We start from the raw sequence: 25,136 nt of genomic DNA, 5'->3' as shown, positions 1-25,136 counted from the left end.
CCCTCCGCCCCTCCCCCGCCGGGGCGGTCGCTCAGTCCTGGGCGGCCCGCCTGTCCTCCCGCAGCGGCGCCCCGACGCTGTGCATGTGGCTCAGCGCCTGCCGGTACGAGTCGATCGCGCTCGTCTCCGTGTACCGCACGCCGATCTCCCGGCAGTAGTGCCGGACGAGCGGCTGCGCCAGCCGCAGGTGCGGGCGCGGCATGTTCGGGAACAGGTGGTGCTCGATCTGGTAGTTGAGCCCGCCCATGAGCCAGTCCGTGACGAGGCCGCCCCGCACGTTGCGCGAGGTCAGCACCTGCCGGCGCAGATGACCCCAGCGCTCGCTGTCCGAGGTCGGCATCTCCATGCCCTTGTGGTTCGGCGCGAAGACGCTGCCGAGGTGCAGGCCGAAGAGCCCCTGGTGGATGAGCGCGAAGAGCACCGCCTTGCCGGGCGACATCGCGACGGCCAGCAGGGCGACGTACGCGACGAAGTGGACGGCGAGCAGCACGCCCTCCACGAGACGGCCACGGCCCTGCCGCTCCCAGTTGTCGGACGAGATCACCATCTGCACGCTGGCGACCTTGAGGGCGATGCCTTCGAGGAGCAGCAGCGGGAAGAAGAGCCACGCCTGGTTGCGGGTGAGCCAGCGGCCGAAGCCCTCGCGCTTCTCGGCCTGCATCTGGGTCCAGACCATGACGCCCTCGCCGACGTCCGGGTCCTTGTCGATGTGGTTCGGGTTGGCGTGGTGCCGGTTGTGCTTGTCGTTCCACCACGCGGAACTCATGCCCAGCAGCAGGTTGCCGTGGAACAGGCCGAGGAGGCGGTTGACGCGGCGGGTGGCGGCCACCTGCGCGTGCCCGGCGTCGTGGCCGTAGAAGCCGCTGCGGGTCGAGAACAGCGCGAGGGGGACGGCCAGCAGCAGGGTCCACCAGGAGTTGCCGACCGCGAGGACGGCCCAGATGGTCCCGGCGAGGGCCAGCGCGTTGACGGTCATGCCCGCCGTGTACCACCCGCGCCGACGTGCGAGCAGCTGCTGTCCCTTGATCTGGCGCAGCAGCGGTGGGAACTCACCGGCGTCGCCGTCCCCCTTCCGCCGCTGCGGCGGCACAGGAGCAAGGACGAGCTGGGCATCGGACATGTCGCCTCCGGGATGGCCTGACTGAACTCCCACCCTAGGAACGGCGCCGGGCGGAAGCCATGGGCGCAGCACCCGACGCATGGTGTAGCCAGCCCCCCTACCGCCCGGCGGCGCGCTCCTGTATAGGGTCCTGGCCGGAGACCGGGCGAAACGCGCTGTTTCCAGGGGCAACCGGCCATGGGGTACCCTCGGCTCCCGCCATCGGCTGATCAAACTTGAGGAGTGCGCTTCGCCGTGCGAGCGAGCCCGCCGACCCGTGCCCGGACGACCGCACTCGCCGCCTGCGCGGCCGTCTTCCTGCCCTCGGACCCGCCTCGCGACTCGCGCGTCGCGTTCTGGCGCCCGGACGGCGGCGCGCCCGTCCCCGAGGAGGCGGGCGAGGACGGCGACGGCCACGAGGACCTGACCGTCGTCCTCCCCACCGCCGCCGGGGACGAGGCGGTCGCCCCGGTGACCGTCCCCGCGCTCGTCCTGCCGCTCGCCGACGCCGTCCCGGTCCTGACCCGGGCACGCTCGGCGCAGACGGGGACGGCCGCCGCCTACTGGGGCGCCGCCGCCGTCCTCGCCCTCCAGATCGCCGCACGGGGGCGGCTGCTCCCCGGCCTGAGCCCGTCCGACCACGACGCCTGGCGGCTCGGTCCGCTCACCGCGGGCGACGCGGAACGGCTCCGCGCCCTCGCCGACGCGATGCCGCCGCACGCCCACGCCGTGCCCCTCGACACCCCGCCCGGCGACGGCCCGCTCCTCCCCCGCCCCGAGCCGCTGCTCCGCGCCTTCCTCGACGCCGTCGCCGACACGCTCCCGCGCAGCCCGGCCGCGTCGATGGCCGCCGGAGGCACCGCCTTCGCCTCCGCGCCCGCGCACCACGTCCCCGCCCGCCGCGGCTGGGCCGTCGAACTGGCGGCCGGGCACGACACGGGCGTTCGGCTCTCGCTGCGCGTGGAGGCCGTCCTCGGCGCGGGGGCCGAGCCGCCCGCCTTCCGCGGCGTCGTGCAGCTGCACAGCCTGAGCGACCCCCTCGCCGTCGCGGACGCCGCGGACGTCTGGGCGGGCACGGCCGACGCGTTCGGCCCCCGTGCCCGCACGGACGCGCTGCTGGCCCTGCGGCGCGCCGCCGCCGCGTGGGAGCCGCTGACGCCGCTGCTGACGGCCGCAGTGCCCGGCTCCGTCGATCTGGCGGACGAGGAGATCGGCGAGCTGCTCGGCGCGCCGGTCGCCAGGGCGCTGGGCGCTGCGGGCGTCGAGGTGCACTGGCCCCGCTCCATGGTCAGGCGGCTCGGGACGCGTGCGCTGGTCGGCGAGGCGGGAGGCGACGACGCCGCCCGTACGTCCGCACGGCCCGCCCCGTCCGGCCTGCTGAGCCCCGACGCGCTGCTGACGTTCTCCTGGCGGTTCGCCGTCGGAGACACACCGCTCACCCGCGCCGAACTCGACCGGATCGCCGAGGCCGGGCGCCCCGCCGTCCGGCTGCGCGACCAGTGGATCCTCCTCGACCCCGAGGAGGTACGCCGCGCCCACGCCCGCTCGGACCGCAAGGTCACCGCCCTCGACGCGCTCGGCGCCGCGCTCACGGGCAGCGTCGCCGAGGACGGCGCGGGCCGTCCTGACGCGGAGCGGGTCGAGATCGACGCGACCGGTCCGCTCGCCGCCCTGCGCGACCTGCTGGCGGAGCCCGGGGCCGCGGAACCACTCCCCGCGCCGCCCGCCCTCGCCGCCACCCTGCGCGGCTACCAGGCGCGCGGCCTGACCTGGCTGCACCGCATGACGTCCCTCGGCCTCGGCGCCTGCCTGGCCGACGACATGGGCCTCGGCAAGACCGTCACGCTCATCGCCCTCCACCTGCACCGGCAGCTCGACCAGGCGACGGCGGGCCCCGCGCTCGTCGTCTGCCCCGCCTCGCTCCTCGGCAACTGGCAGCGCGAGCTGGCCACCTTCGCGCCGGACACGCCCGTACGCCGCTTCCACGGCGCGGCGCGCGACCTCGGCGCCCTGGCCCCGGGCGAGGTCGTCCTCACCACCTACGGCACGATGCGCCTGGACGCGGGGCGGCTGGCGGCCGAGGACTGGTCCCTGGTCGTCGCCGACGAGGCGCAGCACGTGAAGAATCCGTTCTCCGCGACGGCGGCCGGGCTGCGCGGCATCCCGTCACGGGCCCGCGTGGCCCTCACCGGCACGCCGGTGGAGAACAGCCTGACCGAGCTGTGGGCCATCCTCGACTGGACGACGCCCGGCCTCCTCGGGCGCCTGCCCGCCTTCAGGAGCCGCTACGCCGACGCGGTGGAGGACGGCGGCGACCCGGCCGCGGCCGACCGGCTCGCCCGGCTGGTGCGGCCGTTCCTGCTGCGGCGGCGCAAGTCCGACCCCGGCATCGCGCCCGAGCTGCCGCCGAAGACCGAGACCGACCGCGCCGTCCACCTGACGCCCGAGCAGGCCGGTCTCTACGAGGCGGTGGTCCGCGAGGGCCTGGCCGAGGTGGCGGGGACGGACGGGTTCGCGCGGCGCGGCCTGGTCGTCAAGCTGCTCACGTCGCTCAAGCAGATCTGCAACCACCCGGCGCACTACCTCGCCGAGAAGGAGCCGCGGCTCACCGGCCGTTCCGGCAAGCTCGAACTGCTCGACGAGCTGCTGGACGCGATCCTGGCCGAGGGCGCGAGCGTGCTGGTGTTCACGCAGTACGTGCGGATGGCGCGCCTGCTGGAGACGCACCTGACGCGGCGCGGCGTGCCGAGCCTGCTGCTGCACGGCGGCACGCCGGTGCCCCGGCGCGAGGAGATGGTGCGGCGCTTCTCGGACGGCGAGGTGCCCGTCTTCCTGCTGTCGCTGAAGGCGGCGGGCACCGGTCTCAACCTGACCCGCGCCGAGCACGTGATCCATTTCGACCGCTGGTGGAATCCGGCGGTCGAGGCGCAGGCGACCGACCGCGCGTACCGGATCGGGCAGGACAGGCCCGTGCAGGTGCACCGGCTCGTCGCCGAGGGCACCGTGGAGGAGCGCATCGCCGCGCTGCTGCGGCGCAAACAGGCGCTGGCCGACGCCGTCCTCGGCCCCACGGGCGACGCGGCGCTGACCGGTCTGAGCGACGGCGAGCTGGCCGATCTGGTCGCCCTGCGCGACCCGGACGAGCGGGGGAACGGGCTGTGACGCACGACGAGGAACTGGTGTTCGCGGCCCTGCCGCCCGCCCCGGGACGCGGATTCGCCGACACCTGGTGGGGGCGCGGCTGGTTGCAGGCGCTGGAGGACACCGCGCTGGAGAACGCGACGCTGCTGCGGGGCCGGAAGGTCGCGCGCTCCGGGGCCGTCGGCGCGGTGTCCGTGCGCCCCGGCCGTCTGACGGCGGTCGTGCGCTCGGGCGACGGGACGCCGTACCGCGCGGACGTGCTGCTGCGGCGGTTGAGCGGGGCCGAGTGGGACCGGCTGCTGGACACGGCCGCGCGCGAGGCGGGGCACGTGGCCGCGCTGCTGGACCACGAGATGCCCACGCACCTGGCGGCGGACGCGGCTGCGGCCGGGGTGGACCTGCTGCCCGGCATCGGCGACCTGGAGCCGCAGTGCGAGTGCGGGGAGTGGGACCACTGCGCGCACACGGCGGCGCTGGCGTACCAGGTGGCGCGGCTGCTGGACGCCGACCCGTTCGTCCTCCTGCTGCTGCGTGGCCGGACGGAGGGCGACCTGACGGCGGAGCTGGAGCGGCGCAACGCCGCGCGCGCCACGGCGGCGCCGAGCGGCCCGCAGGGCGAGCCTGCGTCCGAGGCGTACGCGCGGGCCGCCGTCCCCCTGCCCCAGCCGCCACCGTCGGAGACGGACGCGCCGCGCCCGCCCGACCTCGGTCCCGAGAGCGCGGAGGCGACGGGCGAGGACGGCGTGCCAGGCCTGCGCGACCTGGAGTTCCTGATCGCCGACGCGGCGGCGCGCGCGGGCCGCCTGTTCGCCGAGGCGCTGCGCCCCGGCCACGCGGACAGCGCGCCGCCCCCGGCCCTGACGGTGTGGCAGGACGCCGTGAGGATGACGGCGGGCCGCCCGCCCGCGCCGGTCGCCGCGCGGCTGGCCGAGGGCTGCGGACGGCCGGGTGACGACCTGTCGGCGGCGGCCGGGGCCTGGGCGTACGGCGGCGGCGTCGGACTCGCCGTGCTGGAGGGCGAGGCGTACGGACCGGCGTCCGAGGCCGCCGCGCGCCTCGCGACGGCCTGGCCCGACGCGGCGGGGCGCCCGCTGTCGCCCGCGGGCGGCGGGCGGTGGAGCGCCGAGGGCGGCGTGGTGGAGCTGCGGTTCGGGCCCGACAGGCGCTGGTGGCCGTTCCGGCTGCGGGGGGCGCGCTGGTGGCCCGCCGGTCCGCCCGACACGGCACCGGCCGCCGCCCTCGCCACCGCGCTGGGCGACGAGGACGACGGCCGGGCCGCCGACCGTCAGGCCAGGGACTCGAACACCGTGTAGTAACCGCCGGAGTGTCCGGCGGCGTTGGGGTGGTACGAGTCGCTGACCGGCAGCGTGACGCTGTGCAGCCATGCGCTGCCCGAGCAGATCTCGTGGCCGGTGAAGGCCGGACGCACGTCGCCGTACGTGAAGCCGTGTCCGGCGGCGCGCTGGGAGATGACCGAGTGCAGGTTGTCCGACGCGCCGTTGATCGCGGCACGGGACTGCTCGCTGATGCCGAAGATGCAACTGCCGTCGAGCTCGTACATGCGGGGGTAGCCGAGGACGACGACCTGCGCGTTCGGCGCGGCGGCGCTGATGGCGGCGTACACCGCGTCGAGCTTGCCCGGCAGGGTGTTGGAGATGTACTGGTTCGCCGTGGCGACCGCGCTCACACAGGCGCTCGTCCCGGACAGGACGCAGGTCTGCATCGTGTCGGCGAAGCCCGCGTCGTTGCCGCCGATGCTGATGCTCACCAGGGTGGTACCGGCGTCGAGGGGGCCGAGCTGGTCCGCGAGGACGTCGTCGGTGGTCGCGCCGGAACAGGAGGTGTTGTCGAAGGTGTCGGGGTCGTTGGCGTCGGCCCACAGCGACGGGTACGCGGCGAAGCTGCGGCGGCAGTCGCCCGCGGCGTCGTCGTAGTCACCGGCGCCGTTGCCCGACGAGTAGGAGTCGCCGAGGGCCACGTACGCGGTCACGGCGGTGGGGGCCTCCTCCGCCACCGCGACGGCGGGGGCGAGGGCGGTGACGCCGAGGACGAGGACCGCGGTGGCGGCTCTCGTCACGAGGCGGCGCAGAGTCATGGAACCTCCCAGGGAAGGTCGTGCGGGGGGACTGGTGGTGCATGAGCGCCTTACCCCTGTCAAGTTGTGTCCATGCCAAGGCGGTTGCTCCTCCGGCGCGGTCACGGGCACGGACGGGGGCGCGTTCCTGCCCTGGGCAACGACGGGCCGCGCCGCGAGTGACGGCCGGGGAACGGGCGGCGGTCGGAGCGGGACGTTCCGGGCGTCCCGCCGGAGGGGGTTGTCGGGAACGCGCCGCGGATCTAGCGTGACCGAACAGCGGGCAACAGATATCAACATCGCGGGGCGGTCGGCGGCCCCCTGACGTCCTCGGAGGAGCCCCATGCACACCCGGCCAGCGGACGACCGGCTCCCCCGCCACGAGGACCCCTCGCCCGGCACCGGCACGCTCCCCCCGCGCGCCTGGTACGCGGAGTCGGACGCGGCCCGGCTGTCCCTGAACGGCACATGGGACTTCCGCCTGTCCCCGACCGCCCACGGCACCGGGACCGCCTTCACCACCGACGCGGCCGTCACCGACGGCTGGGACGAGATCGCCGTCCCCGGCCACTGGGTGCTCCAGGGACACGGCGCCCCCGCCTACACCAACGTCGCCTACCCCTTCCCCCTCGACCCGCCGCGCGTGCCCACCGAGAACCCCACGGGCGACCACCGCCGCGTCTTCGACCTCCCGGACGACTGGCCGGCCGGGGGCGACAGCGTCCTGCGCCTCGACGGCGTGGAGTCGTACGCGCGGGTGTGGCTGAACGGGCGGGAACTGGGCGCGTTCCAGGGCAGCAGGCTGCCGCACGAGTTCTCCGTGGGACACCTGCTGCGCCCGCGCGGCAACGTGCTGGCCGTGCGCGTGCACCAGTGGTCGGCGGGCAGCTACCTGGAGGACCAGGACATGTGGTGGCTGCCCGGGATCTTCCGGGACGTCACCCTGCTGCACAGGCCCGCATTTTCCGCCTCCGACTTCTTCGTCCACGCGGACTACGACCACACGACCGGCGACGGCGTCCTGCGCGTGGACTGCGAGCCCGCCGGGCGCGTCACCGTCCCCGAGCTGGGCCTCGACCTGGCCACCGGCGAGGAGGCCAGGGTCCGCGTCGAGCCGTGGACGGCAGAGACGCCCCGGCTCTACGACGCCCTGCTGACCACGCCAGGCGAACGCGTCCCGCTCCGGCTGGGCTTCCGCACGGTGCGCGTGGCGGACGGCGTCTTCACGGTGAACGGCGGGCCCGTCCTGTTCCGGGGCGTCAACCGGCACGAGTTCCACCCCGAGCGTGGCCGCGCCCTCGACGCCGCGACGATGCGGCAGGACGTCCTGCTGATGAAGCGCCACAACATCAACGCCGTCCGCACCAGCCACTACCCGCCGCACCCGGCGTTCCTCGACCTGTGCGACGAGCTGGGCCTGTGGGTCATCGACGAGTGCGACCTGGAGACGCACGGGTTCACGTCCCCCGACGGATGGCCGGGCAACCCCGTGGACGACCCCCGCTTCACGCCCGCGCTCGTGGACCGCGCGCGGCGCATGGTCGAGCGGGACAAGAACCACCCGTCCGTCGTCGTGTGGTCGCTGGGCAACGAGTGCGGCGCGGGGAGCGGCCTGTCCGCCATGGCCGCGTGGATGCGGGAGCGCGACCCGTCCCGGCCGCTGCACTACGAGAACGACCCGTCGTACCCCGACAGCGACTTCTACTCGCGGATGTACGCGCCGCACGACGAGGTCGAGCTGATCGGCAGGCGCGCCGAGGAGCCGCTGGCCGACCCGGCCGCCGACGCGCGCCGCCGCTCGCTGCCGTTCGTCCTGTGCGAGTACGCGCACGCGATGGGCAACGGGCCCGGCGGGCTCGGCGAGTACCAGCGCCTGTTCGAGACGTACGAGCGGCTCCAGGGCGGGTTCGTCTGGGAGTGGATCGACCACGGCCTGCCCCGCCGCACGGCGGACGGGCGCGTGTACTTCGCCTACGGCGGCGACTTCGGCGAGGAGCTGCACGACGGCAACTTCGTCTGCGACGGGCTCCTGTTCCCCGACCGCACGCCCTCGCCCGGGCTCGTGGAGTACAAGAAGGTGATCGAACCGGTCCGCATCACCGGCGACGCGGCGGCGGGGACCGTACGCGTCGCCAACGGTCACGACTTCCGCGACCTCTCGCACCTCGCGTTCGGCTGGCGCTACGAGGTCGAGGGCGTCGCGGTGTCCGCCGGGCCGCTGGACGTCCCACCGCTCGCACCGGGCGCCAGCGCGGACGTCACGCTTCCCCCTGCGCCCGCGACCGACCTGGCGGGCGAGCCCGTGTGGACGGTGACCGCCGCGCTCACCGCCGACACCCCCTGGGCCCCCGCAGGTCACCCGGTGGCGTGGGCCCAGCTCGCCGCGCCCGCCACCCGCCCGGCACGCCCCGTCGCCGCGCCGCCGCCGTCACACCGGCCGTCCCGCACGGCGCACGGCATACGTCTCGGCCCGGGCTTCTTCGACGCGCGCGGCGGCGCCCTCACCGCGTTGGGCGGGCTGACGCTGCGCCAGGGGCCGCGCCTGGACCTGTGGCGCGCCCCGACCGACAACGACCTGGGCGCCTCGCCGCAGGACGGCGTACGGTACGGCGCGCTGTGGCGCGAGACCGGGCTGCACCGTCTCGGGCACCGCGTGGACGCGGTGGACCTGGAGGGCGACACGCTGCTGGTCCGCACCCGCGTCGCCCCGGCGGCGAGCCGCCTGGGGATGCGCGCCGACTACCGCTGGACGGCGGCAGGTGACGAGCTGCTCCTCGCCGTCACGGTCACCCCGGACGGCGGGGACTGGCCGTTCCCGCTGCCGCGCGTCGGGCTGCGTCTCGGCCTGCCGGACGCGTACGGCCACGCGTCGTGGTTCGGCGGCGGGCCAGGGGAGGCGTACCCGGACAGCCTCGCCGCCTCGGTGACGGGCCGGTACGGCATGGCAGTGGACGCCATGCAGACCCCGTACGTCAGGCCGCAGGAGAACGGCGCCCGCGCCGACGTGCGCTGGGCCGAGCTGCGCGCCGCCGACGGGACGGGGCTGCGCGTCGCCGCGGGTGAGCGGCCGTTCTGGTTCACGGCGCGGCGCTGGAGCAGCGAGCAGCTGGACGCCGCCCGGCACACCACCGACCTCGTGCCGGGCGACACGGTGTGGGTCGGCCTCGACCACGCGCTGCACGGCCTGGGGAGCCAGTCGTGCGGCCCAGGGCCGCTCCCCCGCCACCGGCTGACGGCGGGTCCGGCGGCGTTCTCGTTCCGGTTCTCCGCGGTGGGCGACGGCAGCCACGGCGCGGTGCCCGGCGCCTGAGCGGGGCGGAGGGGGAGCCCGTGGCGCCGTTGCCAGGGGCTCCTTCGTCGTTCCGCCCGTTCCCGGGCCGTCGCGGACGCGGTCCGCGCGGAGGTCAGGGCTTGAACCCGACCGCGGCGTAGAGGTTGGTCTCGCCCAGCTCGGAGTCGCCCGCCACCGAGCGCTCCGGCCGCCAGAACGGCGCCTGCACGATGCCGGGGTCCAGCAGGTCGAAGCCCGCGAAGAAGCCGCTCACCTGCGGGTGGGTGCGCAGCGTCAGGTTGGCCGTGGACTTCTTGTACACCTCAAGGGCGCCGGGGGCCAGCTCCGTACACGCTGACGATCGGGTCGTTGTCCACGTACGCGACCCGGACGTCGGGGGCGACCGTACGGGCGACCTCGTGCGTGTTCGGCGACGTCGGTATCCCCGTGCCGATGTCGATGCGGTCCACCTCGTAGTTGTCCTGCCCGCCGAGGTAGTAGTCGTACATCCGGGCCGGATGGGGCCGGCTGGTGTCGATCTCCTCGGCCGTGAAGCCTTCTTCAGCCACGCTGGTGCTCCCTCTTTCCTGTCGTGACGGTGGGGTGGTGCGGGGCCCGTGGCATGGGCGCCGCGGGCGGTCTCGGGTCGCGCGCCGTGGCGGGACCGTCCGGGGGCGGCGTCAGGGTCTGACCCCCACGCCGCAGTAGCCGCCGAGCCTGCGCAGCGTGGGGTCGTCCGGCACCGGGCGGTCGGGCCGCCAGAACGACGGCTGCACGAGGCCGGGTTCGAGCAGGTCGAACCCCTTGAAGAAAGCGGCGATCTGCGCCTGGGTGCGCACCGTGAGGTTGGCCGTGGAACTCTTGTACACCTTGACGGCCGTGGACGTCCGGTCGTCGCCGCCGTCGTCGAAGTCCGCGGTCCCGTGGCTGAGGATCAGGTGGCTGCCGGCGGGCAGGGCGTCGGTCGTACACGCTGACGATCGGGTCGTTGTCCACGTACGCGACCCGGACGTCGGGGGCGACCGTACGGGCGACCTCGTGCGTGTTCGGCGACGTCGGTATCCCGGTACCGATGTCGATGATCTGACGTATGCCCCGCTCGGTGACGAGCGGTCCACCTCGTAGTTGTCCTGCCCGCCGAGGTAGTAGTCGTACATCCGGGCCGGATGGGGCCGGCTGGTGTCGATCTCCTCGGCCGTGAAGCCTTCCTCGGCCACGTCCTCGCTCCTTCTTCCCGTCGTGCCGTCCTGCGCTGCGGTGCTCACACCAGGAGGAAGTCCGCCTCGCCCGACTTGACGCCCTCGATGAACCGCTCGATCTCGTGGGAGGTGCAGATCAGCGCGGGCCCGTCCGGGTCGGTGGACTGGCGCAGCGCGACCCGGCCGTCCCCCAGCCGCATCGCCTCGACGCAGCTGCCGCCGTTGCCCCCGCTCCATGGCTTGCGCCACCCCTCGGTGCCGAGATGGGCGGCGGGCATGCCGTTGTAAATGCGATCCATGGCTCAGATCTCCTTGCGAATACCACTGAGGATGGCCTCAGTGCGGTGCAGGGGCGCGGCTTGCGCGCTCATCCGGTCGAGTGCCTCCCGGAACGACGAGACGTCGTCGCGCTGCTCGAAGTAGGCGGCGCCGACGAGGCTCTCCGCGCAGGCGACGTCAGGCAGTTCCGGCAGCGGGAACCGGAACAGGTGGAACGGGCCGTACATCGCCGGATGCGGCCCGGCCGAGAACGGCATGACCTGGAGCCGGACGTGCGGCTGGGCGGTGGCCTCGATCAGCCGCGTGATCTGGGCGCGCATCACGTTGGGGCGACCGATGGGGCGGCGCAGGACGGTCTCGTCCATCACCACCCACAGCAGCGGCGGACGGCCGCGCGTCAGGATGTCCTGCCGGGCGAGGCGCAGGGCGACGAGGCGCTCGATCTCGTCCGCGGGGGCGTGCGGCATCCCGGCGCGCAGCACGGTGGCGGCGTACGCCTCGGTCTGGAGGAGCCCGGGGACGTAGTGCGGCTCGTACGCGCGGATCTGGTCCGCCTCCGCCTCCAGGCTGACGAACCCGCTGAACCAGTCGGGCAGGACGTCCCGGTAACGGTGCCACCAGCCAGGCTGGTTGGCCTCGCGGACCAGGGCGAGGAAGGCGTCCACGTCCTGCTGCCGCGTCACCCCGTAGACGCGCAGGAGCTTCTCGACGTAGGGCACCTTCAGCCCGACCTGCGCCTTCTCCATCCGCCGGATGGTGGCGTGCGTGACGTCGAGCGCGGCTGCCGCCTCCTCGAAGGACAGGCCGGTGGCCTCCCGCAGGTCCTGAAGCCGCTTGCCGAGCACGAGCCGCAGTGCCGTGGCCGCGCCGCCCCCCTGTCCGCCCGCCACGTCCCCACCCATCTCCCGGATCGCCGGTTCAGGCCCAACTCCCCTGCTGTGCAAGCAGTCTGTCATGTCGTCGGCTCCGCGCAACAGAGTGCAACGGACGATTCTGAAAATTGCAGGATGCCTCTTGCCGGATGCGAGGGACACACCCCACAGTAGGAACGTGGCTACCTCCCCGCACCTCCAGCCCCTGGAGCGAAACGAAAGCGCTGTCTGTCCACCGGGGCCGCTGAGCTTCCGGCTGCCGGCGGCTGACGCCTCGGCCGCCGAGGCACGGCGCCACGTACGGCGGCAGTTACCGCAGTGGGGTGCGTGCGCGGACACCTGCGACACGGCGCAGCTGGTCATCTCCGAGCTGGTGACGAATGTGCTCCGGCACACCGGCAGCACCGCCGTACGGTGCGAACTGCGGCCGATCGGCGGGCTGGTGCGCATCGCGGTCGCCGGTGAGGGCCCCGGGCCGCGCCACACGCCGCGCGCCGCCGACATGGACGACGAGTCGGGGCGTGGCCTCCTGCTGGTCTGCACGCTCGCGACGCGCTGGGGTGTCCGCCCCTGGGACGGCGGCCGGGGGCATGTCGTCTGGGCCGACCTGCGGCTGGACGGCGCGGGAGGCTGATCGCTCAGGCGGCACGGACGTGCCGGGCCGCCGCCATCGCGCGCAGGTGCCGCGTGCCGAGCAGGCCGACGGCGAGACCGACGAGGCCGCAGGCGAGCGTCAGGGCGTAGCCCCAGCGGGGCCCGTAGGTGTCGATGAGGACGCCCGCGCCCAGGACACCGCCCGCCTTGCCGACGCCGATGGCCGTGGACAGCCAGGTCATGCCCTCGGTGAGCGCGGCCGGTGGGACACCTTGGCGGACGAGGCCGTACCCGGCGATGACGGTCGGCGCCACGAGGAGCCCGGAGAAGAGGGAGAAGACCCACAGCGCCGTGACGCCCGGCATCGCCCACAGCGGCCCCATGCCGAGGACGACGGCGGCCAGCGCCAGCAGGAACCGCCGGTCGAGCGGCGTCTCCCACTGCCGCGCGCCGTACCACAGGCCGCCGACGCCGCTGCCGACCGCGTAGGCGGCCATGACGCCGCCGACCATCCACGGGCTCCCGTGCGCGTCCACGAACGCGAGGGTGGACAGCTCCCAGCAGGCGATCATGGCGGCGACGCACACGTAGACCGCGCACATCAGCCGCAGCCCGTGGACGGCCAGGGCGCTGCCGCCGCCGCCCGCGGGCCGGGGCACGGCGGGGGGTTCGGTGCGGCGCTGGGCGGCCAGGAGGAGGCCGCCCGCCGTCCCGGCGACGGCCACGGCCGCCACTCCGGCGGCGGGGTCGAGCAGCACGACGGCGGAGACCAGCAGCGGGCCGACGACGAAGATCAGCTCCTCGGCGACCGACTCGAAGGAGTAGGAGGAGGTGACGAGCGCGCCGTCGGACCCGGCGAGGTGGCTCCAGCGCGCCCTGGTCAGCGCGCCGACCGGCGGCATGACGGCCATGAACGCGGCGCCCGCGGCGTACAGCGTCCAGTGCGGCCCGTCCAGCTGCGCCGCGAGGACGAACAGGGCGCCGGTCGCGCCGAAGGCGAGGGCGAGGGGCCGCAGGACCCTGCGCTGCCCCAGCCGGTCGGCGGCGCGGCCGAGCCGGGGCACGACGAGCGCGTAGCACAGCGCACCGGCGGAGGCGACGGCTCCGGCCGTCGCGTAGCTCCCGGTCTCCGCCTCGACGAGGAAGACGGTCGCGAGGCTGAGCATCGCCAGCGGCAGACGGCCGACCAGGCTGGCGGCGACGAAGCTCCCCGCGCCCGGGATGCGAAATATCTCACGGTAGGCGCGCAGTCCCGCTGCGGATGTCCCCATGGGCGCGCAGTATCCCGCCACGGGGGGCAAACGCGCAGCTCACTTACGTGCGGGACCGCCGGTGCCGGGCCGCGCACCGGGCGGCATTCCATGATCCAAACGGCTGCGGGGTGGGCGGGGTTCGCGCATCGGGGCCGGGATGCCCGCCGGAAACATCGGGAGTGACTTTACTATTTGATTAATCTAGCGTTGCACCCTCTTGGGGCGCGCTCAGTCGGAAGACCGGAGGAACAGTGGACGTCTCGTTGACCATGTGGGTGCTGACGGTGGTGGTGCTCAGCGCACTCATCGCCGTTGACTTCTTCTTCGGGCGCAAGCCCCACGAGGTCTCGCTCCGGGAGGCGGGCACCTGGACCGTCATCTGGGTGATCCTCGCCTGTCTCTTCGGCCTCGGTCTGCTGGTCTTCGAAGGCGGCACGCCCTCCAGCGAGTTCTTCGCCGGTTACATCACCGAGAAGTCGCTGAGCGTGGACAACCTCTTCGTCTTCGTCCTGATCATGGCCAAGTTCTCGGTCCCGGTGCAGTACCAGGCGCGGGTGCTGATGGTCGGCGTGCTGATCGCGCTGGTCCTGCGGGCCGCGTTCATCGCCGCGGGCGCGGCGCTGATCTCCAACTTCTCCTGGGTCTTCTACATCTTCGGCGCGTTCCTCATCTGGACGGCGTGGAAGCTGATCAAGGAGGCGCGCGCGGGCGAGGAGGAGGAAGAGGCCCCCGAGAACGCCTTCATGAAGACGGTCCAGCGGCGCTTCCCGGCGACCGACCGGTACCACGGCACCAAGATGACGATCAAGGAGAACGGGCGCCGTCTGGTCACGCCCATGCTGATCGTCATGCTCGCCATCGGCAGCACGGACATCCTGTTCGCGCTCGACTCGATCCCGGCGATCTTCGGCCTCACCCAGGACCCGTACATCGTCTTCACCGCCAACGCCTTCGCGCTCATGGGTCTGCGGCAGCTGTACTTCCTGATCGGCGGGCTGCTGCGCAAGCTGGTCCACCTGTCGTACGGCCTGTCGGTCATCCTGGGCTTCATCGGCGTGAAGCTGGTGCTGCACGCGCTGCACGAGTCGGGCGTCCACGTGCCCGAGATCAGCATCGCCGTCTCCCTCACCGTGATCTGCGGCGTCCTGGCCGTCACGACCATCACCAGCCTGTACGCCACGCGCGGCGGCCGGGGCGGGGACGGCGGCGAGGGCAAGGGCAACGAGGGGAACGAGCAGGAGATCCCGGCCTCGGACTCCACGCGCTGAGGCCCGCCCCCACGGTGGACCGCCCGCCCGCCGTCCCGCCGGGAACCGGCGGGCGGCGCGCGGCGTTCACCCCGTGAGGAATTCCGCGCACCGAGGGTGGACGGGAGGCAGCAGCCCATGGGCGACGAACCGGCGGGCCGGGACGACCCGCGTCGCGACGAGTGGGACGAGCTCGTGCTGGACGAGAGCTTCGTGCGCGACGCGGAGGTGAAGGAACCGGCCGCCAGGACGCGCATGCTGCGCGAGCGCTGGAAGGACGGCGCCCCCGCGCCGCAGCCCTGGCGGTCGGACGAGCCGCCGGCCGGCTGGATACACGGCAAGGACCGCCGCAAGCGGTCCACCGGGGGCAGACGGCGGCGGTGGTTCCGCAGGAAGGGCAAGGACGGCGGGGAGTGAGGTGAGGCGCACCTCGCGCGACATCCGTACGGCGAACCGGTACGGGATCCTGCGCCAGGCGATCGCCTCGTCACCGGTGTCCCGGCCGCTCCTGGCCAGGGCCACCGGGCTCAGCCTCGCCACCGTCGCGACCCTCGTCGGCGAGCTGCTCGACCGCGGCATGCTGGTGGAGGCCGGGTACGAGGACTCGGGCGGTGGCCGTCCGCGCGGGCTGCTCGCCGTCAATCCGCGGGGCGGCGCGCTCGTCGGCGTGGACCTGACCGGGTCGGCGGTGCGGGTGGAGGTCGTCGATCTGGCGCTGCGCGTCCTCGCCAGGAGCCGCGAGGAGCGGCGGCGGGACGACGGCGACCCCGCGCGTGTCGTCGGAGAGATCGTCCGCGCCCTGCGCGCGGCGACGGACCGCGCCGGGGACGTCCGGGTGCTCGGGGCCGGTCTCGGGGTGCCGCGCACGCTGGACCCGGCCGGGGACCGGCACGGCGTCCCGCTGCTCGCGCGGCTCGGTGAGCACGTGCCCTACCGCCTCTACCTCGACAGCCCGCTGCGCGCCTGCGTGGTGGCGGAACTGTGGTTCGGCGCCGCGCGCGGGCGGGAGGACGCGGTGGTCATCAGCCTGGGCACGGACGTCGGCGCGGGACTCGTCCTCGGCGGCACGCCGCACCGTGGGCTGTCGGGCGACGCGGGCGGCTGGGGCCACACGACGCTGGAGCCGCACGGGCGGCCGTGCTCCTGCGGGCGGCGTGGCTGCCTTGAGGCGTACGTCGGGGCGCCCGGCATCCTGCGGACGCTGCGCGAGCTGACCGGTGACACCGCGGCGGACGGCGCGGGGGACGCGGACGCGACGGCCGTCCCCGCGCTCGCGGCGGCCTGCCGGGCGGGCGATCCGGCGGCCCTGGGAGCGGTACGGCGCACGGCGGACCTCCTCGGCGCGGGCATCGCCGATCTCGTCCACCTGCTCGACCCCGAGATCGTCGTCCTCACCGGCCGGGTCGCCCGCGCGCTCGGGCCCGCCCTGCTCGAACCGCTCAGGCCCGCCGTCGCCCGGCATCTCCTGCCCCGGGCACGGCCCGGCGCGCAGATCGTGCTCAGCCCGCTCGCCACCAACCCGGTGAGCCTCGGCGCGGCCACGCTCGCCCTGGAGGGCGTCCTCGCCGGTGCGCCCGCGACCGGCCGACGGCGTCCGTGATCCCGTCGGCGGCGGGGCCTACGCGGGCGCGGTGTCCGGAGGCGTGCCGGGCAGCATCGGGCGCATGAAGGTGCGCTCGTGGCGCAGGACGCAGCCGCTCTCGTCCCTGATGCGGTCCGCCTCGACGAACTCGGGGTCCCGGCCGAACAGCGTCCGGTACCGCTCGTACGCGGCGAGGCTGGGAAAGCTGAACAGGGCGAGCGCCGCGTCGCTGGCGCCCTCCCCCGGCAGGAAGTAGCCGTGGTGCGTGCCGCCGTGGCGGTCCACCAGCTCCATCCAGCGGCGTCCGAAGCGTTCGAACGCCTCGATCTTCGCCGGGTCGATCACATAGGTGACCACACAGGTAATCATCCGGACGAGGCTAGCCGCCGTGGGCCGTCCGGCGTCCGCCCACCCCGGCACCCACCGGTCGGATAAGCTGCCCGCCATGGATTCGGCTTCCGCCTCGTACCGGCACCGCGTCACCCCGCCGCCCGCCGCCCGCTGAGGGCGCCGCCAGGCCGCGTTCCACGCCTCCAGGACGTACCCGCCGGGTACGCGCCGATCGGCGTCGCGCCCTCATCCGCTGATCCCCACCGGAACTCAACGGAGCAGGACGCGTCCCACCATGTCGTCGAACCCTTCATCCCTTTCCTCCCCTTCCTCCCCCTCCCTCCGCCCGTCCGGCCAGGCCCGTGGCGGGGCGCCGCACGTCCTCGCCGCAGCCGCGCTCTGGGGGACGACGGGCACCGTCGCCAGCTTCGCGCCGCCCGCGGCGTCCCCCCTGTCCATCGGCGCCGCCACCATGGGGCTCGGCGGGCTGCTGACCCTCGCCCTCGCGGGGCGTTCCGCGTTCGCCGTCCTGCGGGGCGGCCGTGGGCAGCTCGTCCACCTGCTGACCGGCGCGGTCGGCGTGGTCGTGTACCCGCTCGCCTTCTACCTCGCGATGGACCTGGCCGGGGTCGCCGTGGGCACGGTGGTGTGCCTCGGGTCGGCGCCGGTGTTCGCCGCGCTCCTCGACCGGCTGCTGTACGGCGGGGCGTTGACCGCCCGCTGGGCAGCCGCGACGACGGCCGCCACCGGCGGGTGCGCCGTCCTCGTCCTCGACGGGCACGGGGCGGCCGGTGACCGCGTCGCTGCCGGTGTCGCCGCCGGGCTGCTGTCGGGCGCGGCGTACGCCGTGTACACGTCCTGCGCCTCGGCCCTCATCCGGCACGGACACACGGCCCGCGCCACGATGGGCGCGCTCTTCGGCCTCGGCGCGTGCGTGCTGCTGCCGCTCTTCGCCGCTACGGGCGGGGCACTGCTCGCGGAGCCGCGCGGGATCGCCGTGGCGGCCTACCTGGCGCTGGTGCCGATGTGCCTGGCGTACGCACTGTTCGGCGCAGGGTTGACGCGGGTGCGGGCGAGCGCCGCGACCACGCTGACGCTCTTCGAGCCGGTCGTGGCTGCGGTGCTGAGCGTCGCCGTCGTGGGTGAGCGGTTCGGCGCCGTGGGATGGGTGGGGGTCGGGCTCGTCGTGCTCGGGCTGCTGGTCCTCACGGCGCGCGCGCCGCGCCGCCCGCGGGCGGCGGCGGGCACCGGGGGCTGAGCCCGCGGGAACCCGTGGAAACCTGTGAAGAGGGGTGCCCCCACCGGCCCTCACTGACCGGTGCGGGCACCCCCTCCCCTCCGCGGACGTCAGTCGCGCGCGCCCAGCAGGTGGTCGATCGCGAGCTGGTCCAGGGCCTCGAACGCCAGGCCGCGCGCGGCGGCGGCGTCCACGTCGAAGTCCTCGTAGGCGCTGCGGTCCGCCAGCAGCGCGGCGTGCGTCTCGCCCGCGGCGAGCGTGGGGGTGGCCAGCTCGTCGAGACGGGCGGCGGTGAGCGCCTCCTGGACGGCCGGGTCGGCGCGGAAGGCGGCGGCACGCTCCTTCAGGATCAGGTAGTTGCGCATGCACCCGGCGGCCGAGGCCCACACGCCGTCGAAGTCCTCGGTCCTCGGGGGCTTGAAGTCGAAGTGGCGCGGGCCCTCGTAGCCGCCCGTCTCCAGCAGGTCCACCAGCCAGAACGCCGAGCGCAGGTCACCGGCGCCGAAGCGCAGGTCCTGGTCGTACTTGATGCCGTTCTGCCCGTTCAGGTCGATGTGGAACAGCTTGCCCGACCACAGCGCCTGCGCGATGGCGTGCGGGAAGTTGAGCCCGGCCATCTGCTCGTGGCCGACCTCCGGGTTGACGCCGAACAGCTCGGGACGCTCCAGGCGCTCGATGAACGCGAGGGCGTGCCCGACGGTCGGCAGCAGGATGTCGCCGCGCGGCTCGTTCGGCTTGGGCTCGATGGCGAAGCGGATGTCGTAGCCCTGGTCGGTCACGTACTCGCCGAGGAGGTCGAACGCCTCCTTGAACCGGTCGAGGGCCGCGCGGACGTCCTTGGCGGCGCCGCTCTCGGCGCCTTCCCTGCCGCCCCAGGCGACATAGGTCTTGGCGCCCAGCTCGACGGCGAGATCGACGTTGCGGATGACCTTGCGCAGCGCGTAACGGCGGACCTCACGGTCGTTGGACGTGAAGCCGCCGTCCTTGAAGACGGGGTGCGTGAACAGGTTCGTGGTCGCCATCGGCACGACGAGCCCGGTGCTGTCCAGGGCGGCCTTGAAGCGCTTGACGACGGCGTCGCGCTCCGCGTCCGTGGAGCCGAAGGGGATCAGGTCGTCGTCGTGGAAGGTCACGCCGTAGGCGCCCAGCTCGGCGAGCCGGTTCACGGACTCCACCGGGTCGAGGGCGGGCCGGGTGGCGTCGCCGAAGGGGTCACGGCCCTGCCAGCCGACGGTCCACAGACCGAAGCTGAACTTGTCCGCGGGAGTGGGCTGGTACGACATGGCGGCTCCTCGGGTCCCCAGGTGTTCGGATGACGGGTATTTCGTCATGGCCGTTTACAAATTAGTATGCGGGAGCCCGCTGTGAAAACCCCCCTGCCCCGGCCCGCGGAGAGGACGCCCCCATGGCCGTACCGGACGGACCCCTTGTCATCGGAGTGGACAGCTCCACCCAGTCCACCAAGGCACTGGTCGTGGACATCGCCACCGGCCGCGTCGTCGCCCGCGGCGCCGCGCCCAACATCGTCACCGCCGAGCGCGACAGCGACCCGGAACAGTGGTGGCAGGCGCTGCTCGCCGCCATCGACCAGTGCGGTCCCGCCGCCACGCAGGCCGCGGCCATCTCGGTCGCGGGCCAGCAGCACGGCCTGGTGACGCTCGACGCCGACGACCGCCCCGTGCGCGGCGCCCTGCTGTGGAACGACACCCGTTCCGCCCCGCAGCGCGACCGGCTGCTGGAGGAGCTGGGCGGCCCCGCCGCCTGGGCCGAGCGGATCGGCAGCGTCCCGCCCGCCTCCTTCACCGTCACGAAGTGGGCCTGGCTGCGCGAGCACGAGCCGGAGGCGGCGGCCAGGACGCGCGCCGTCCGCCTGCCGCACGACTACCTGACCGGGCGGCTCACCGGCCAGGGCGTCACCGGCGGCACGACCGACCGCGGCGACGCGTCGGGCAGCGGCTGGTGGTCCACCGCGACGGAGAGCTACGCCGACGAGATCCTGGACCACGTCGGCCTCGACCCCGCCCTCCTCCCCCGCGTCGTCCCGGCGGGCGAGGCGGCCGGGACCGTACGCGGCGGGCTGCCGCTGCCCGCGGGCATCCCCGTCGCGGCCGGTACAGGCGACAACATGGCGGGCGCCCTCGGCCTCGGCCTGGCGCCGGGCACGCCCGTGCTCAGCCTGGGCACCTCCGGCACGGTCTACGCCGTGACGCAGCAGCGTCCCGCCGACGCGTCGGGCATCGTGGCGGGCTTCGCCGACGCGGGCGACGCCTGGCTGCCGCTGGCCTGCACGCTCAACTGCACGCTGGCCGTCGATCGGTTCGCCGCGCTGCTCGGCCTCTACCGCGAGGCGGTCGAACCGGGCGGCGAGGCCGTCGTCCTGCCCTTCCTGGACGGCGAGCGCACCCCCGACCTGCCCTACGCCGCCGGTCTCGTCCGGGGCCTGCGGCACACCACGACCGGCGGCCAGCTCCTCCAGGCCGCCTACGACGGCGCCGTCTTCGCGCTCCTCGAAGCCCTCGACCGGGTGCTGGACGACAGCGCCGACCCGTCCTCGCCCATCCTGCTGATCGGCGGCGGCGCCAGGGGATCGGCCTGGCGCAACACCGTCCGCAGGCTGTCGGGACGCCCCGTGCGCGTGCCGCGCGCCGAGGAGTTGGTCGCGCTGGGCGCCGCGGCGCAGGCCGCCGGGCTGCTCCTCGGCCGCGACGCGGCGTCCGTCGCCCGCGACTGGGGCACGTCCGACGGGCCCGAGTTCGACGCGCAGACCCGCGACGACGCCGCGCTTGAGCGGCTGAAATCGACCCTCACCGACGCCGACGCGCTGCTGCGCCGCAGCTGAGCGGGGGATCCGCGCCGGTGTCAGCGACCGCACCCCAGTCCCAGGCCGAGATGCGGCAGCGCAACCTGTCGCGCGTGCTACACACCGTCGCGGGCGACGGCCCGCTCTCCCGCGCCGACGTCGCCGCGCGCATCGGGCTGACGCGCGCGGCCGTGTCCACGCTCGTGGACGAACTCCTGCGCGGCGGGCTGCTGGTCGAGCGCGGCCCGGGGCGGTCGGGCACGGTCGGCCGCCCCGGCACCCAGCTCCTCGCGGCCGACCGGGGCCCGAGCGGTGTCGGGGCCGAGATCGGCGTGGACCACCTCGCGGTCTGCGTGATGGACCTGCGCGGCGCCGTCCGCGTCCGCGCCGTCCACGAGACGCGCAACCAGGGCAGCGACCCGGCGGCCGTCCTCGCGACGCTCGGCGGCATGCTGCGGCGCGCCGCCGAGCGGGCCGACGCCGCCGGCCTGCGGCCCGCCGGGCTGACGGTGGCCGTGCCCGGCCTCGTCGTGCGCGACACGGCGACGGTGCTGCGCGCCCCCAACCTCGGCTGGCACCACACCGATCTCGCCGGTCTCCTGCCGACCGCGCTCGGCCCGGTGACCGTCGAGAACGAGGCCAGCCTCGGGGCGCTCGCCGAGCTGTGGTCGGGCGGTCACGGCGGCGAGTCGGAGAGCTTCGTGCACGTGTCGGCGCAGATCGGCATCGGCGCCGCCGTCGTCGTGGACGGCGAACTGCTGCGCGGCGCGCAGGGCTTCGCCGGTGAGCTGGGGCACGTGCCGGTGCGTCCCGAGGGCCGTCCGTGCACTTGCGGCGGGCGCGGCTGCCTGGAGGCGTACGCGGGTGAGGACGCCGTGCTGCGCGCCGCCGGGATCGAGCCGGGGCCGGGCGTCCGCATGGGCGCGCTGACCGCCCGCTGCGAGGCGGGCGAACCGGTCGCGCTGCGGGCCGTGCGGCAGGCGGGGACCGCGCTCGGGATCGCCCTGTCGGGCGCCGTGAACCTGCTGGACCCGCACCGGATCGTGATCGGCGGCAGCCTCGCCCGTCTCGCCCCCTGGCTGCTGCCCCCGGTGGGGCGGGAGCTGACGCGCCGTACGGCCGTGGCGGCGGGGGGCCGCGAGACGCCGGTGCCCGTGACGCCGTCACCGCTCGGGCAGGACGGGCCGCTGCTGGGCGCGGCGCGGTCGGCCGTACGGGCGGCGCTCGACAACCCGGCGGCGCTGCTGGGGGGTTGACGCCGCCGCAGGTCGGGCCAATGGCGGAACCCTCGCCCCCTTGGCAGACGGCACGGGCCGCCGTCAGCATGAATCCCGTCGGTTGTCATGTCCAGGCCGCCACCCGCGGCCGGGCACCCCGCGACACCGCGCCCTGACCCCGGGAGACACCATGCCGCAGCCCGCCGAGCGTCCGCCGTTCCCGTCCCGCCGCGCGCTGCTGCGCGGGGGCGCCGCCGTCGCCACCGCCGCGACCGCCCTCACGGTCGCCGCGGGGCACGCGCTGGCGGGCCAGGGGGACGCCCCGCCGCCCCGCCCGTCAGGCGCCGCTCCCGGGCCCGGCCCGTCGGGCCCGGTCAGGGCCGCGGACTTCCCGTGGTCGGAGTGGGTGCCTGCGGCGTCGTCCAACTACACGGTCGCGAACCGGCCGCGGACGTACCCGGTCGAGTACGTCGTCGTCCACGTGACGCAGGAGACGTTCGCCGACACCCTCGGCATCTTCACGAACCCGGCCGCGCGCGTGTCCGCGCACTACGTCGTCGCGTCGGACGACGGCCGCGTCGCGCAGTGCGTGGAGGAGAAGAACGTCGCCTGGCACGCGGGCAACTGGTCGTACAACACCCGCAGCATCGGCATCGAGCACGAGGGCTGGGTGGACGAACCGCGCTGGTTCACCGACGAGATGTACGCGGGATCGGCGCGCCTGACGGCCTTCCTGTGCGACTACTACCGCATCCCGATCAGCCGGTCGCGCATCATCGGGCACAACGAGGTGCCGGGCGCCACGCACACCGACCCCGGCCCGCTGTGGGACTGGGACCGCTACCTGGATCTCGTCAGCGCCGTCTGACCCCGCCCGCGCACCACCGTCACGCGGCCAATCCCCCCGAGGCCGCTTTTCATCAGATCGGGCGAACCGACACCCGTTCGGCCCCCTCGGGCCCGCCCGCGCGCCCAAGATCACCGCGTGGACACATGGCAGCGCGTACGCCGAGCGGGTGCCGGGGCCTTCTGTGCCGCGCTCCTCGTCATGGGCGTGGCCTCGGTCGCGGGGGCACGCGGCGGTGAGGACGACGGCGACCGGGACCGGTGGTGGGACTGGTACTGCCCGTTCGTCGTGGCAGAGGCGGGCGAGGCGAGGGTCGTCGTCGCCCCGGCGCACCCCCACTGCTTCCCCGTGCCGCACTGGCCGTGGCCGCCGCACCCGAGCCCGACGCCCACCCCCAGCCCGACACCGAGCCCCACACCGGCGCCCAGCCCGACGCCGACGCCCGCACCTGAGCCGACCCCGACGCCCGCGCCGTCGCCCGAGCCGACGCCGTCCCCGGAACCGCCGCCTCCGCCCCCGCCACCGGTCGTCGAGCCACCGGAGCCGCCGCCTCCCGCCCCGGAGCCGCCGCCGGAGCCACCACCGGCGCCTGAACCTGAACCGGCGCCCGTCGAGGAGCCCCCGCCCCCGGAGCCCGAGGCGCTTCCCCTGACCGCCGGGCTCGCCGCGCCGCCGCCGCGGGAGACACCGGACACCGGCGGCTCCGTCGTGAGCCGCACGCTGCTCGTCGTCGCCCCCGCCGTCCTCGCGGCGGCCACCCTGCGCCCACGCGGCGGCGGGTCCTCGTCCTCCTCACGTTCCCGCACCGGCTAGGAGATCACGGTGTCCGAATGGCTTGCCCTCACCATCATCGTCGCCGCCACCAGCGGCGTCGTGCTCCTCGCCGCGCTGTACCGGCGGCGCCACGCCGAGGAGCCGGACGACCCGTCGGAGACGCCCGACGTCATCGAGTACATGACGATGATGCTCGGCGTCGTGTACGCGATCGTCCTCGGCCTCGCCATCGCCGGCGTCTGGGAGGCCCGGGGGGAGGCGGAGGGATGGGTGCAGCAGGAGGCCCAGGCGCTGCACGAGATGGACGTACGGGCCGCCGTCTTCCCGCCCGCCGTCCGCGACGAGATCCGTGACCGCGTGGGCGACTACGTGGCGTACGCCTCCGGCGAGGAGTGGACGGAGCTGCGCGAGGAGGGACAGCTGACGCCCGAGGGCGACCGGCTGCTCGCCGAACTGCGCGCGACGATCACCGAACGCGAGCCGGAGACCGTGCGTGAGGTCGAGTCGTACCAGGGGCTGATCGACCAGGCCGCCACCGTGTCCGACGCCCGGTCGGGACGGGTCGGCGCCGCCGAGCCGACGATGCCGGTCGAGGTGTGGATCGGGCTGCTCGTGGGCGCGGCGGTCGTGGTCGGCATGGTGTTCGCCCTCCAGATCCAGCGATCGGCGCGGGAACTGGTGCTGGCCGGGCTGTTCAGCGCGATGATCGCGTTCCTGCTCTTCCTGGTCTGGCACTTCGACGCGCCCTACGCCCGCGCGCTCGACAACCCGACGGAGCCGTACACCCTCCTCTTCCCGGAGGTGACCGGCGGCTAGACCCCGTCGGTGGCGGCGGGGGCGGGCGTCGTCGTGCGTGGGCGATGGGCGCGGATGTCCACCGGGCGCCCGTCGGGATCGCGGGCCGTCATCGTCCACTGCGCGGGCAGCGTCGCGATCTCTCCGACCGGCCACCCGGCTTCGAGAATCCGCTCCCGCACCTCGCACAACTGCCCGTACGTCGCCACGCGCAGCGCCCACCCCGCCCCGCCCAGGGGGTCGAGGTCGGTGGGGGGCGCGGCGGCGGTCTCGACGATCATCAGGTGGTCGTCCCCGCCGATGTCGAGGGCGGCGATGCGCGGATCGGCAGCGGTCGCGGCGCGCTCGAACGCCGGGGACGCGCCCAGCACTTCGGTGTAGTACGCCAAGAGCCGGTCGAGGTCGGTGGTGGCCAGGGTCAGATGGTTGATACCGAGGAGTTCAGGCATGGTCTGCCCACCGTACTGCGGGACGGCGGGATGCAGCCTGCTTCGGTGAGTGCGTGGACTGGCCATGCTGCTCGCG

General features: G+C 74.6%; 22 protein-coding genes and 2 pseudogenes. 13 read left to right on the top strand and 11 right to left on the bottom strand.

What is annotated here, in order from left to right; translation table 11 throughout:
• Window positions 1–31: 31 nt before the first annotated feature.
• Window positions 32–1,120 carry a fatty acid desaturase family protein gene (locus tag IF27_RS28420; RefSeq protein WP_052852728.1) on the bottom strand — a complete coding sequence of 363 codons (1,089 nt, stop codon included), beginning with the start codon at window positions 1,118–1,120 and terminating at the stop codon, window positions 32–34.
• Between the two features lie 234 nt (window positions 1,121–1,354).
• Between IF27_RS28420 and IF27_RS28415 the strand changes: the two genes are divergently transcribed.
• Window positions 1,355–4,261 carry a DEAD/DEAH box helicase gene (locus IF27_RS28415; RefSeq protein WP_052852727.1) on the top strand — a complete coding sequence of 969 codons (2,907 nt, stop codon included), beginning with the start codon at window positions 1,355–1,357 and terminating at the stop codon, window positions 4,259–4,261.
• Window positions 4,258–5,553, top strand: coding sequence for an SWIM zinc finger family protein (locus IF27_RS28410; protein WP_052852726.1), 1,296 nt, complete (start codon window positions 4,258–4,260; stop codon window positions 5,551–5,553). Before IF27_RS28415 ends, IF27_RS28410 begins: the two co-directional genes overlap by 4 nt.
• On the opposite strand, the gene IF27_RS28405 is transcribed toward IF27_RS28410, so the two are convergent.
• Window positions 5,526–6,335: an SGNH/GDSL hydrolase family protein gene (locus IF27_RS28405; protein ID WP_052852725.1), complete on the bottom strand. Its 810-nt coding sequence runs from the start codon at window positions 6,333–6,335 to the stop codon at window positions 5,526–5,528. The two genes, IF27_RS28410 and IF27_RS28405, sit on opposite strands and share 28 nt — an antisense overlap.
• A 322-nt stretch (window positions 6,336–6,657) precedes the next feature.
• Here IF27_RS28405 and IF27_RS28400 point away from each other — a divergent pair, with 322 nt between their 5' ends.
• Window positions 6,658–9,624: a glycoside hydrolase family 2 TIM barrel-domain containing protein gene (locus IF27_RS28400; protein ID WP_052852724.1), complete on the top strand. Its 2,967-nt coding sequence runs from the start codon at window positions 6,658–6,660 to the stop codon at window positions 9,622–9,624.
• Between the two features lie 94 nt (window positions 9,625–9,718).
• On the opposite strand, the gene IF27_RS32120 is transcribed toward IF27_RS28400, so the two are convergent.
• The 5 genes and pseudogenes from IF27_RS32120 to IF27_RS28375 all read right to left on the bottom strand — a co-directional run bounded on the left by IF27_RS32120 (window position 9,719) and on the right by IF27_RS28375 (window position 11,965).
• On the bottom strand, window positions 9,719–9,907 hold the full coding sequence (locus IF27_RS32120) for an SAM-dependent methyltransferase (protein WP_052852723.1): 189 nt from the start codon (window positions 9,905–9,907) through the stop codon (window positions 9,719–9,721).
• Between the two features lie 25 nt (window positions 9,908–9,932).
• Window positions 9,933–10,154: pseudogene (locus IF27_RS32115) on the bottom strand (SAM-dependent methyltransferase); the annotation flags it as partial.
• A 111-nt stretch (window positions 10,155–10,265) separates the two neighbouring features.
• Window positions 10,266–10,802 (bottom strand): annotated as a pseudogene (locus IF27_RS28385) (SAM-dependent methyltransferase).
• 44 nt (window positions 10,803–10,846) lie between these two features.
• On the bottom strand, window positions 10,847–11,083 hold the full coding sequence (locus IF27_RS28380; protein WP_052852720.1) for a DUF397 domain-containing protein: 237 nt from the start codon (window positions 11,081–11,083) through the stop codon (window positions 10,847–10,849).
• A gap of 3 nt (window positions 11,084–11,086) precedes the next feature.
• On the bottom strand, window positions 11,087–11,965 hold the full coding sequence (locus IF27_RS28375) for a helix-turn-helix domain-containing protein (RefSeq protein WP_190233137.1): 879 nt from the start codon (window positions 11,963–11,965) through the stop codon (window positions 11,087–11,089).
• A gap of 148 nt (window positions 11,966–12,113) precedes the next feature.
• On the opposite strand from IF27_RS28375, the gene IF27_RS30655 reads away from it, so the two are divergent.
• Entirely contained in the window at window positions 12,114–12,569 is a 456-nt protein-coding gene (locus IF27_RS30655) for an ATP-binding protein (RefSeq protein ID WP_190233134.1), read from the top strand.
• 4 nt (window positions 12,570–12,573) lie between these two features.
• Here IF27_RS30655 and IF27_RS28365 read toward each other — a convergent pair whose 3' ends face one another.
• Complete coding sequence (locus tag IF27_RS28365; RefSeq protein WP_052852719.1) at window positions 12,574–13,800, bottom strand: MFS transporter; 1,227 nt, start codon at window positions 13,798–13,800, stop codon at window positions 12,574–12,576.
• 233 nt (window positions 13,801–14,033) lie between these two features.
• Here IF27_RS28365 and IF27_RS28360 point away from each other — a divergent pair, with 233 nt between their 5' ends.
• The 3 genes from IF27_RS28360 (at window position 14,034) to IF27_RS28350 (ending at window position 16,629) form a co-directional block, all read left to right on the top strand.
• The gene (locus tag IF27_RS28360; protein ID WP_052852718.1) at window positions 14,034–15,050 is read left to right on the top strand and encodes a TerC family protein; all 1,017 of its coding nucleotides are present in this window, start codon (window positions 14,034–14,036) and stop codon (window positions 15,048–15,050) included.
• A 117-nt stretch (window positions 15,051–15,167) separates the two neighbouring features.
• Window positions 15,168–15,446 (top strand): SGM_3592 family protein, encoded by a 279-nt coding sequence (locus IF27_RS28355; protein WP_052852717.1) that lies wholly within the window; start codon window positions 15,168–15,170, stop codon window positions 15,444–15,446.
• A gap of 1 nt (window position 15,447) precedes the next feature.
• Complete coding sequence (locus IF27_RS28350) at window positions 15,448–16,629, top strand: ROK family protein (protein WP_052852716.1); 1,182 nt, start codon at window positions 15,448–15,450, stop codon at window positions 16,627–16,629.
• 18 nt (window positions 16,630–16,647) lie between these two features.
• On the opposite strand, the gene IF27_RS28345 is transcribed toward IF27_RS28350, so the two are convergent.
• On the bottom strand, window positions 16,648–16,980 hold the full coding sequence (locus tag IF27_RS28345) for an NIPSNAP family protein (RefSeq protein ID WP_052852715.1): 333 nt from the start codon (window positions 16,978–16,980) through the stop codon (window positions 16,648–16,650).
• 256 nt (window positions 16,981–17,236) lie between these two features.
• On the opposite strand from IF27_RS28345, the gene IF27_RS28340 reads away from it, so the two are divergent.
• Window positions 17,237–18,199 (top strand): EamA family transporter, encoded by a 963-nt coding sequence (locus tag IF27_RS28340; protein WP_052852714.1) that lies wholly within the window; start codon window positions 17,237–17,239, stop codon window positions 18,197–18,199.
• 89 nt (window positions 18,200–18,288) lie between these two features.
• Here IF27_RS28340 and xylA read toward each other — a convergent pair whose 3' ends face one another.
• A complete protein-coding gene (gene xylA, locus IF27_RS28335) occupies window positions 18,289–19,461 on the bottom strand; it encodes a xylose isomerase (protein ID WP_052852713.1) in 1,173 nt (390 codons plus the stop codon).
• 122 nt (window positions 19,462–19,583) lie between these two features.
• Here xylA and xylB point away from each other — a divergent pair, with 122 nt between their 5' ends.
• The 5 genes from xylB to IF27_RS28310 all read left to right on the top strand — a co-directional run bounded on the left by xylB (window position 19,584) and on the right by IF27_RS28310 (window position 24,632).
• Window positions 19,584–21,017, top strand: coding sequence for a xylulokinase (gene xylB / locus IF27_RS28330; protein ID WP_052852712.1), 1,434 nt, complete (start codon window positions 19,584–19,586; stop codon window positions 21,015–21,017).
• Between the two features lie 50 nt (window positions 21,018–21,067).
• Window positions 21,068–22,234, top strand: a complete 1,167-nt coding sequence (locus IF27_RS28325; protein ID WP_110946342.1) for an ROK family transcriptional regulator — start codon at window positions 21,068–21,070, stop codon at window positions 22,232–22,234.
• A 151-nt stretch (window positions 22,235–22,385) separates the two neighbouring features.
• Window positions 22,386–23,063 (top strand): N-acetylmuramoyl-L-alanine amidase, encoded by a 678-nt coding sequence (locus IF27_RS28320; protein ID WP_052852710.1) that lies wholly within the window; start codon window positions 22,386–22,388, stop codon window positions 23,061–23,063.
• Between the two features lie 117 nt (window positions 23,064–23,180).
• The gene (locus IF27_RS31310; RefSeq protein WP_190233139.1) at window positions 23,181–23,855 is read left to right on the top strand and encodes a hypothetical protein; all 675 of its coding nucleotides are present in this window, start codon (window positions 23,181–23,183) and stop codon (window positions 23,853–23,855) included.
• A 9-nt stretch (window positions 23,856–23,864) separates the two neighbouring features.
• A complete protein-coding gene (locus tag IF27_RS28310) occupies window positions 23,865–24,632 on the top strand; it encodes a bestrophin-like domain (protein ID WP_052852708.1) in 768 nt (255 codons plus the stop codon).
• On the opposite strand, the gene IF27_RS28305 is transcribed toward IF27_RS28310, so the two are convergent.
• Entirely contained in the window at window positions 24,629–25,060 is a 432-nt protein-coding gene (locus tag IF27_RS28305) for a VOC family protein (protein ID WP_052852707.1), read from the bottom strand. The genes IF27_RS28310 and IF27_RS28305 overlap by 4 nt on opposite strands.
• Between the last annotated feature and the right edge of the window lie 76 nt (window positions 25,061–25,136).

Source organism: Streptomyces avicenniae (assembly GCF_000719135.1).
GTDB lineage: Bacteria > Actinomycetota > Actinomycetes > Streptomycetales > Streptomycetaceae > Streptomyces > Streptomyces avicenniae.
The sequence above is the reverse complement of the archived record's forward strand: the minus strand, read 5'-3'. Positions and strand labels throughout refer to the sequence as shown.

Excerpts from the sequence above, each read along its gene's own strand:
- IF27_RS28420 (WP_052852728.1), bottom strand. The coding sequence starts at position 1,120 with ATGTCCGATGCCCAGCTCGTCCTTGCTCCTGTGCCGCCGCAGCGGCGG.
- IF27_RS28405 (WP_052852725.1), bottom strand. The coding sequence starts at position 6,335 with ATGACTCTGCGCCGCCTCGTGACGAGAGCCGCCACCGCGGTCCTCGTC.
- IF27_RS28400 (WP_052852724.1), top strand. The coding sequence starts at position 6,658 with ATGCACACCCGGCCAGCGGACGACCGGCTCCCCCGCCACGAGGACCCC.
- IF27_RS28380 (WP_052852720.1), bottom strand. The coding sequence starts at position 11,083 with ATGGATCGCATTTACAACGGCATGCCCGCCGCCCATCTCGGCACCGAG.
- IF27_RS28375 (WP_190233137.1), bottom strand. The coding sequence starts at position 11,965 with ATGGGTGGGGACGTGGCGGGCGGACAGGGGGGCGGCGCGGCCACGGCA.
- IF27_RS28365 (WP_052852719.1), bottom strand. The coding sequence starts at position 13,800 with ATGGGGACATCCGCAGCGGGACTGCGCGCCTACCGTGAGATATTTCGC.
- IF27_RS28355 (WP_052852717.1), top strand. The coding sequence starts at position 15,168 with ATGGGCGACGAACCGGCGGGCCGGGACGACCCGCGTCGCGACGAGTGG.
- IF27_RS28345 (WP_052852715.1), bottom strand. The coding sequence starts at position 16,980 with ATGATTACCTGTGTGGTCACCTATGTGATCGACCCGGCGAAGATCGAG.
- IF27_RS28340 (WP_052852714.1), top strand. The coding sequence starts at position 17,237 with ATGTCGTCGAACCCTTCATCCCTTTCCTCCCCTTCCTCCCCCTCCCTC.
- xylA (WP_052852713.1), bottom strand. The coding sequence starts at position 19,461 with ATGTCGTACCAGCCCACTCCCGCGGACAAGTTCAGCTTCGGTCTGTGG.
- xylB (WP_052852712.1), top strand. The coding sequence starts at position 19,584 with ATGGCCGTACCGGACGGACCCCTTGTCATCGGAGTGGACAGCTCCACC.
- IF27_RS28325 (WP_110946342.1), top strand. The coding sequence starts at position 21,068 with ATGCGGCAGCGCAACCTGTCGCGCGTGCTACACACCGTCGCGGGCGAC.
- IF27_RS28320 (WP_052852710.1), top strand. The coding sequence starts at position 22,386 with ATGCCGCAGCCCGCCGAGCGTCCGCCGTTCCCGTCCCGCCGCGCGCTG.
- IF27_RS28305 (WP_052852707.1), bottom strand. The coding sequence starts at position 25,060 with ATGCCTGAACTCCTCGGTATCAACCATCTGACCCTGGCCACCACCGAC.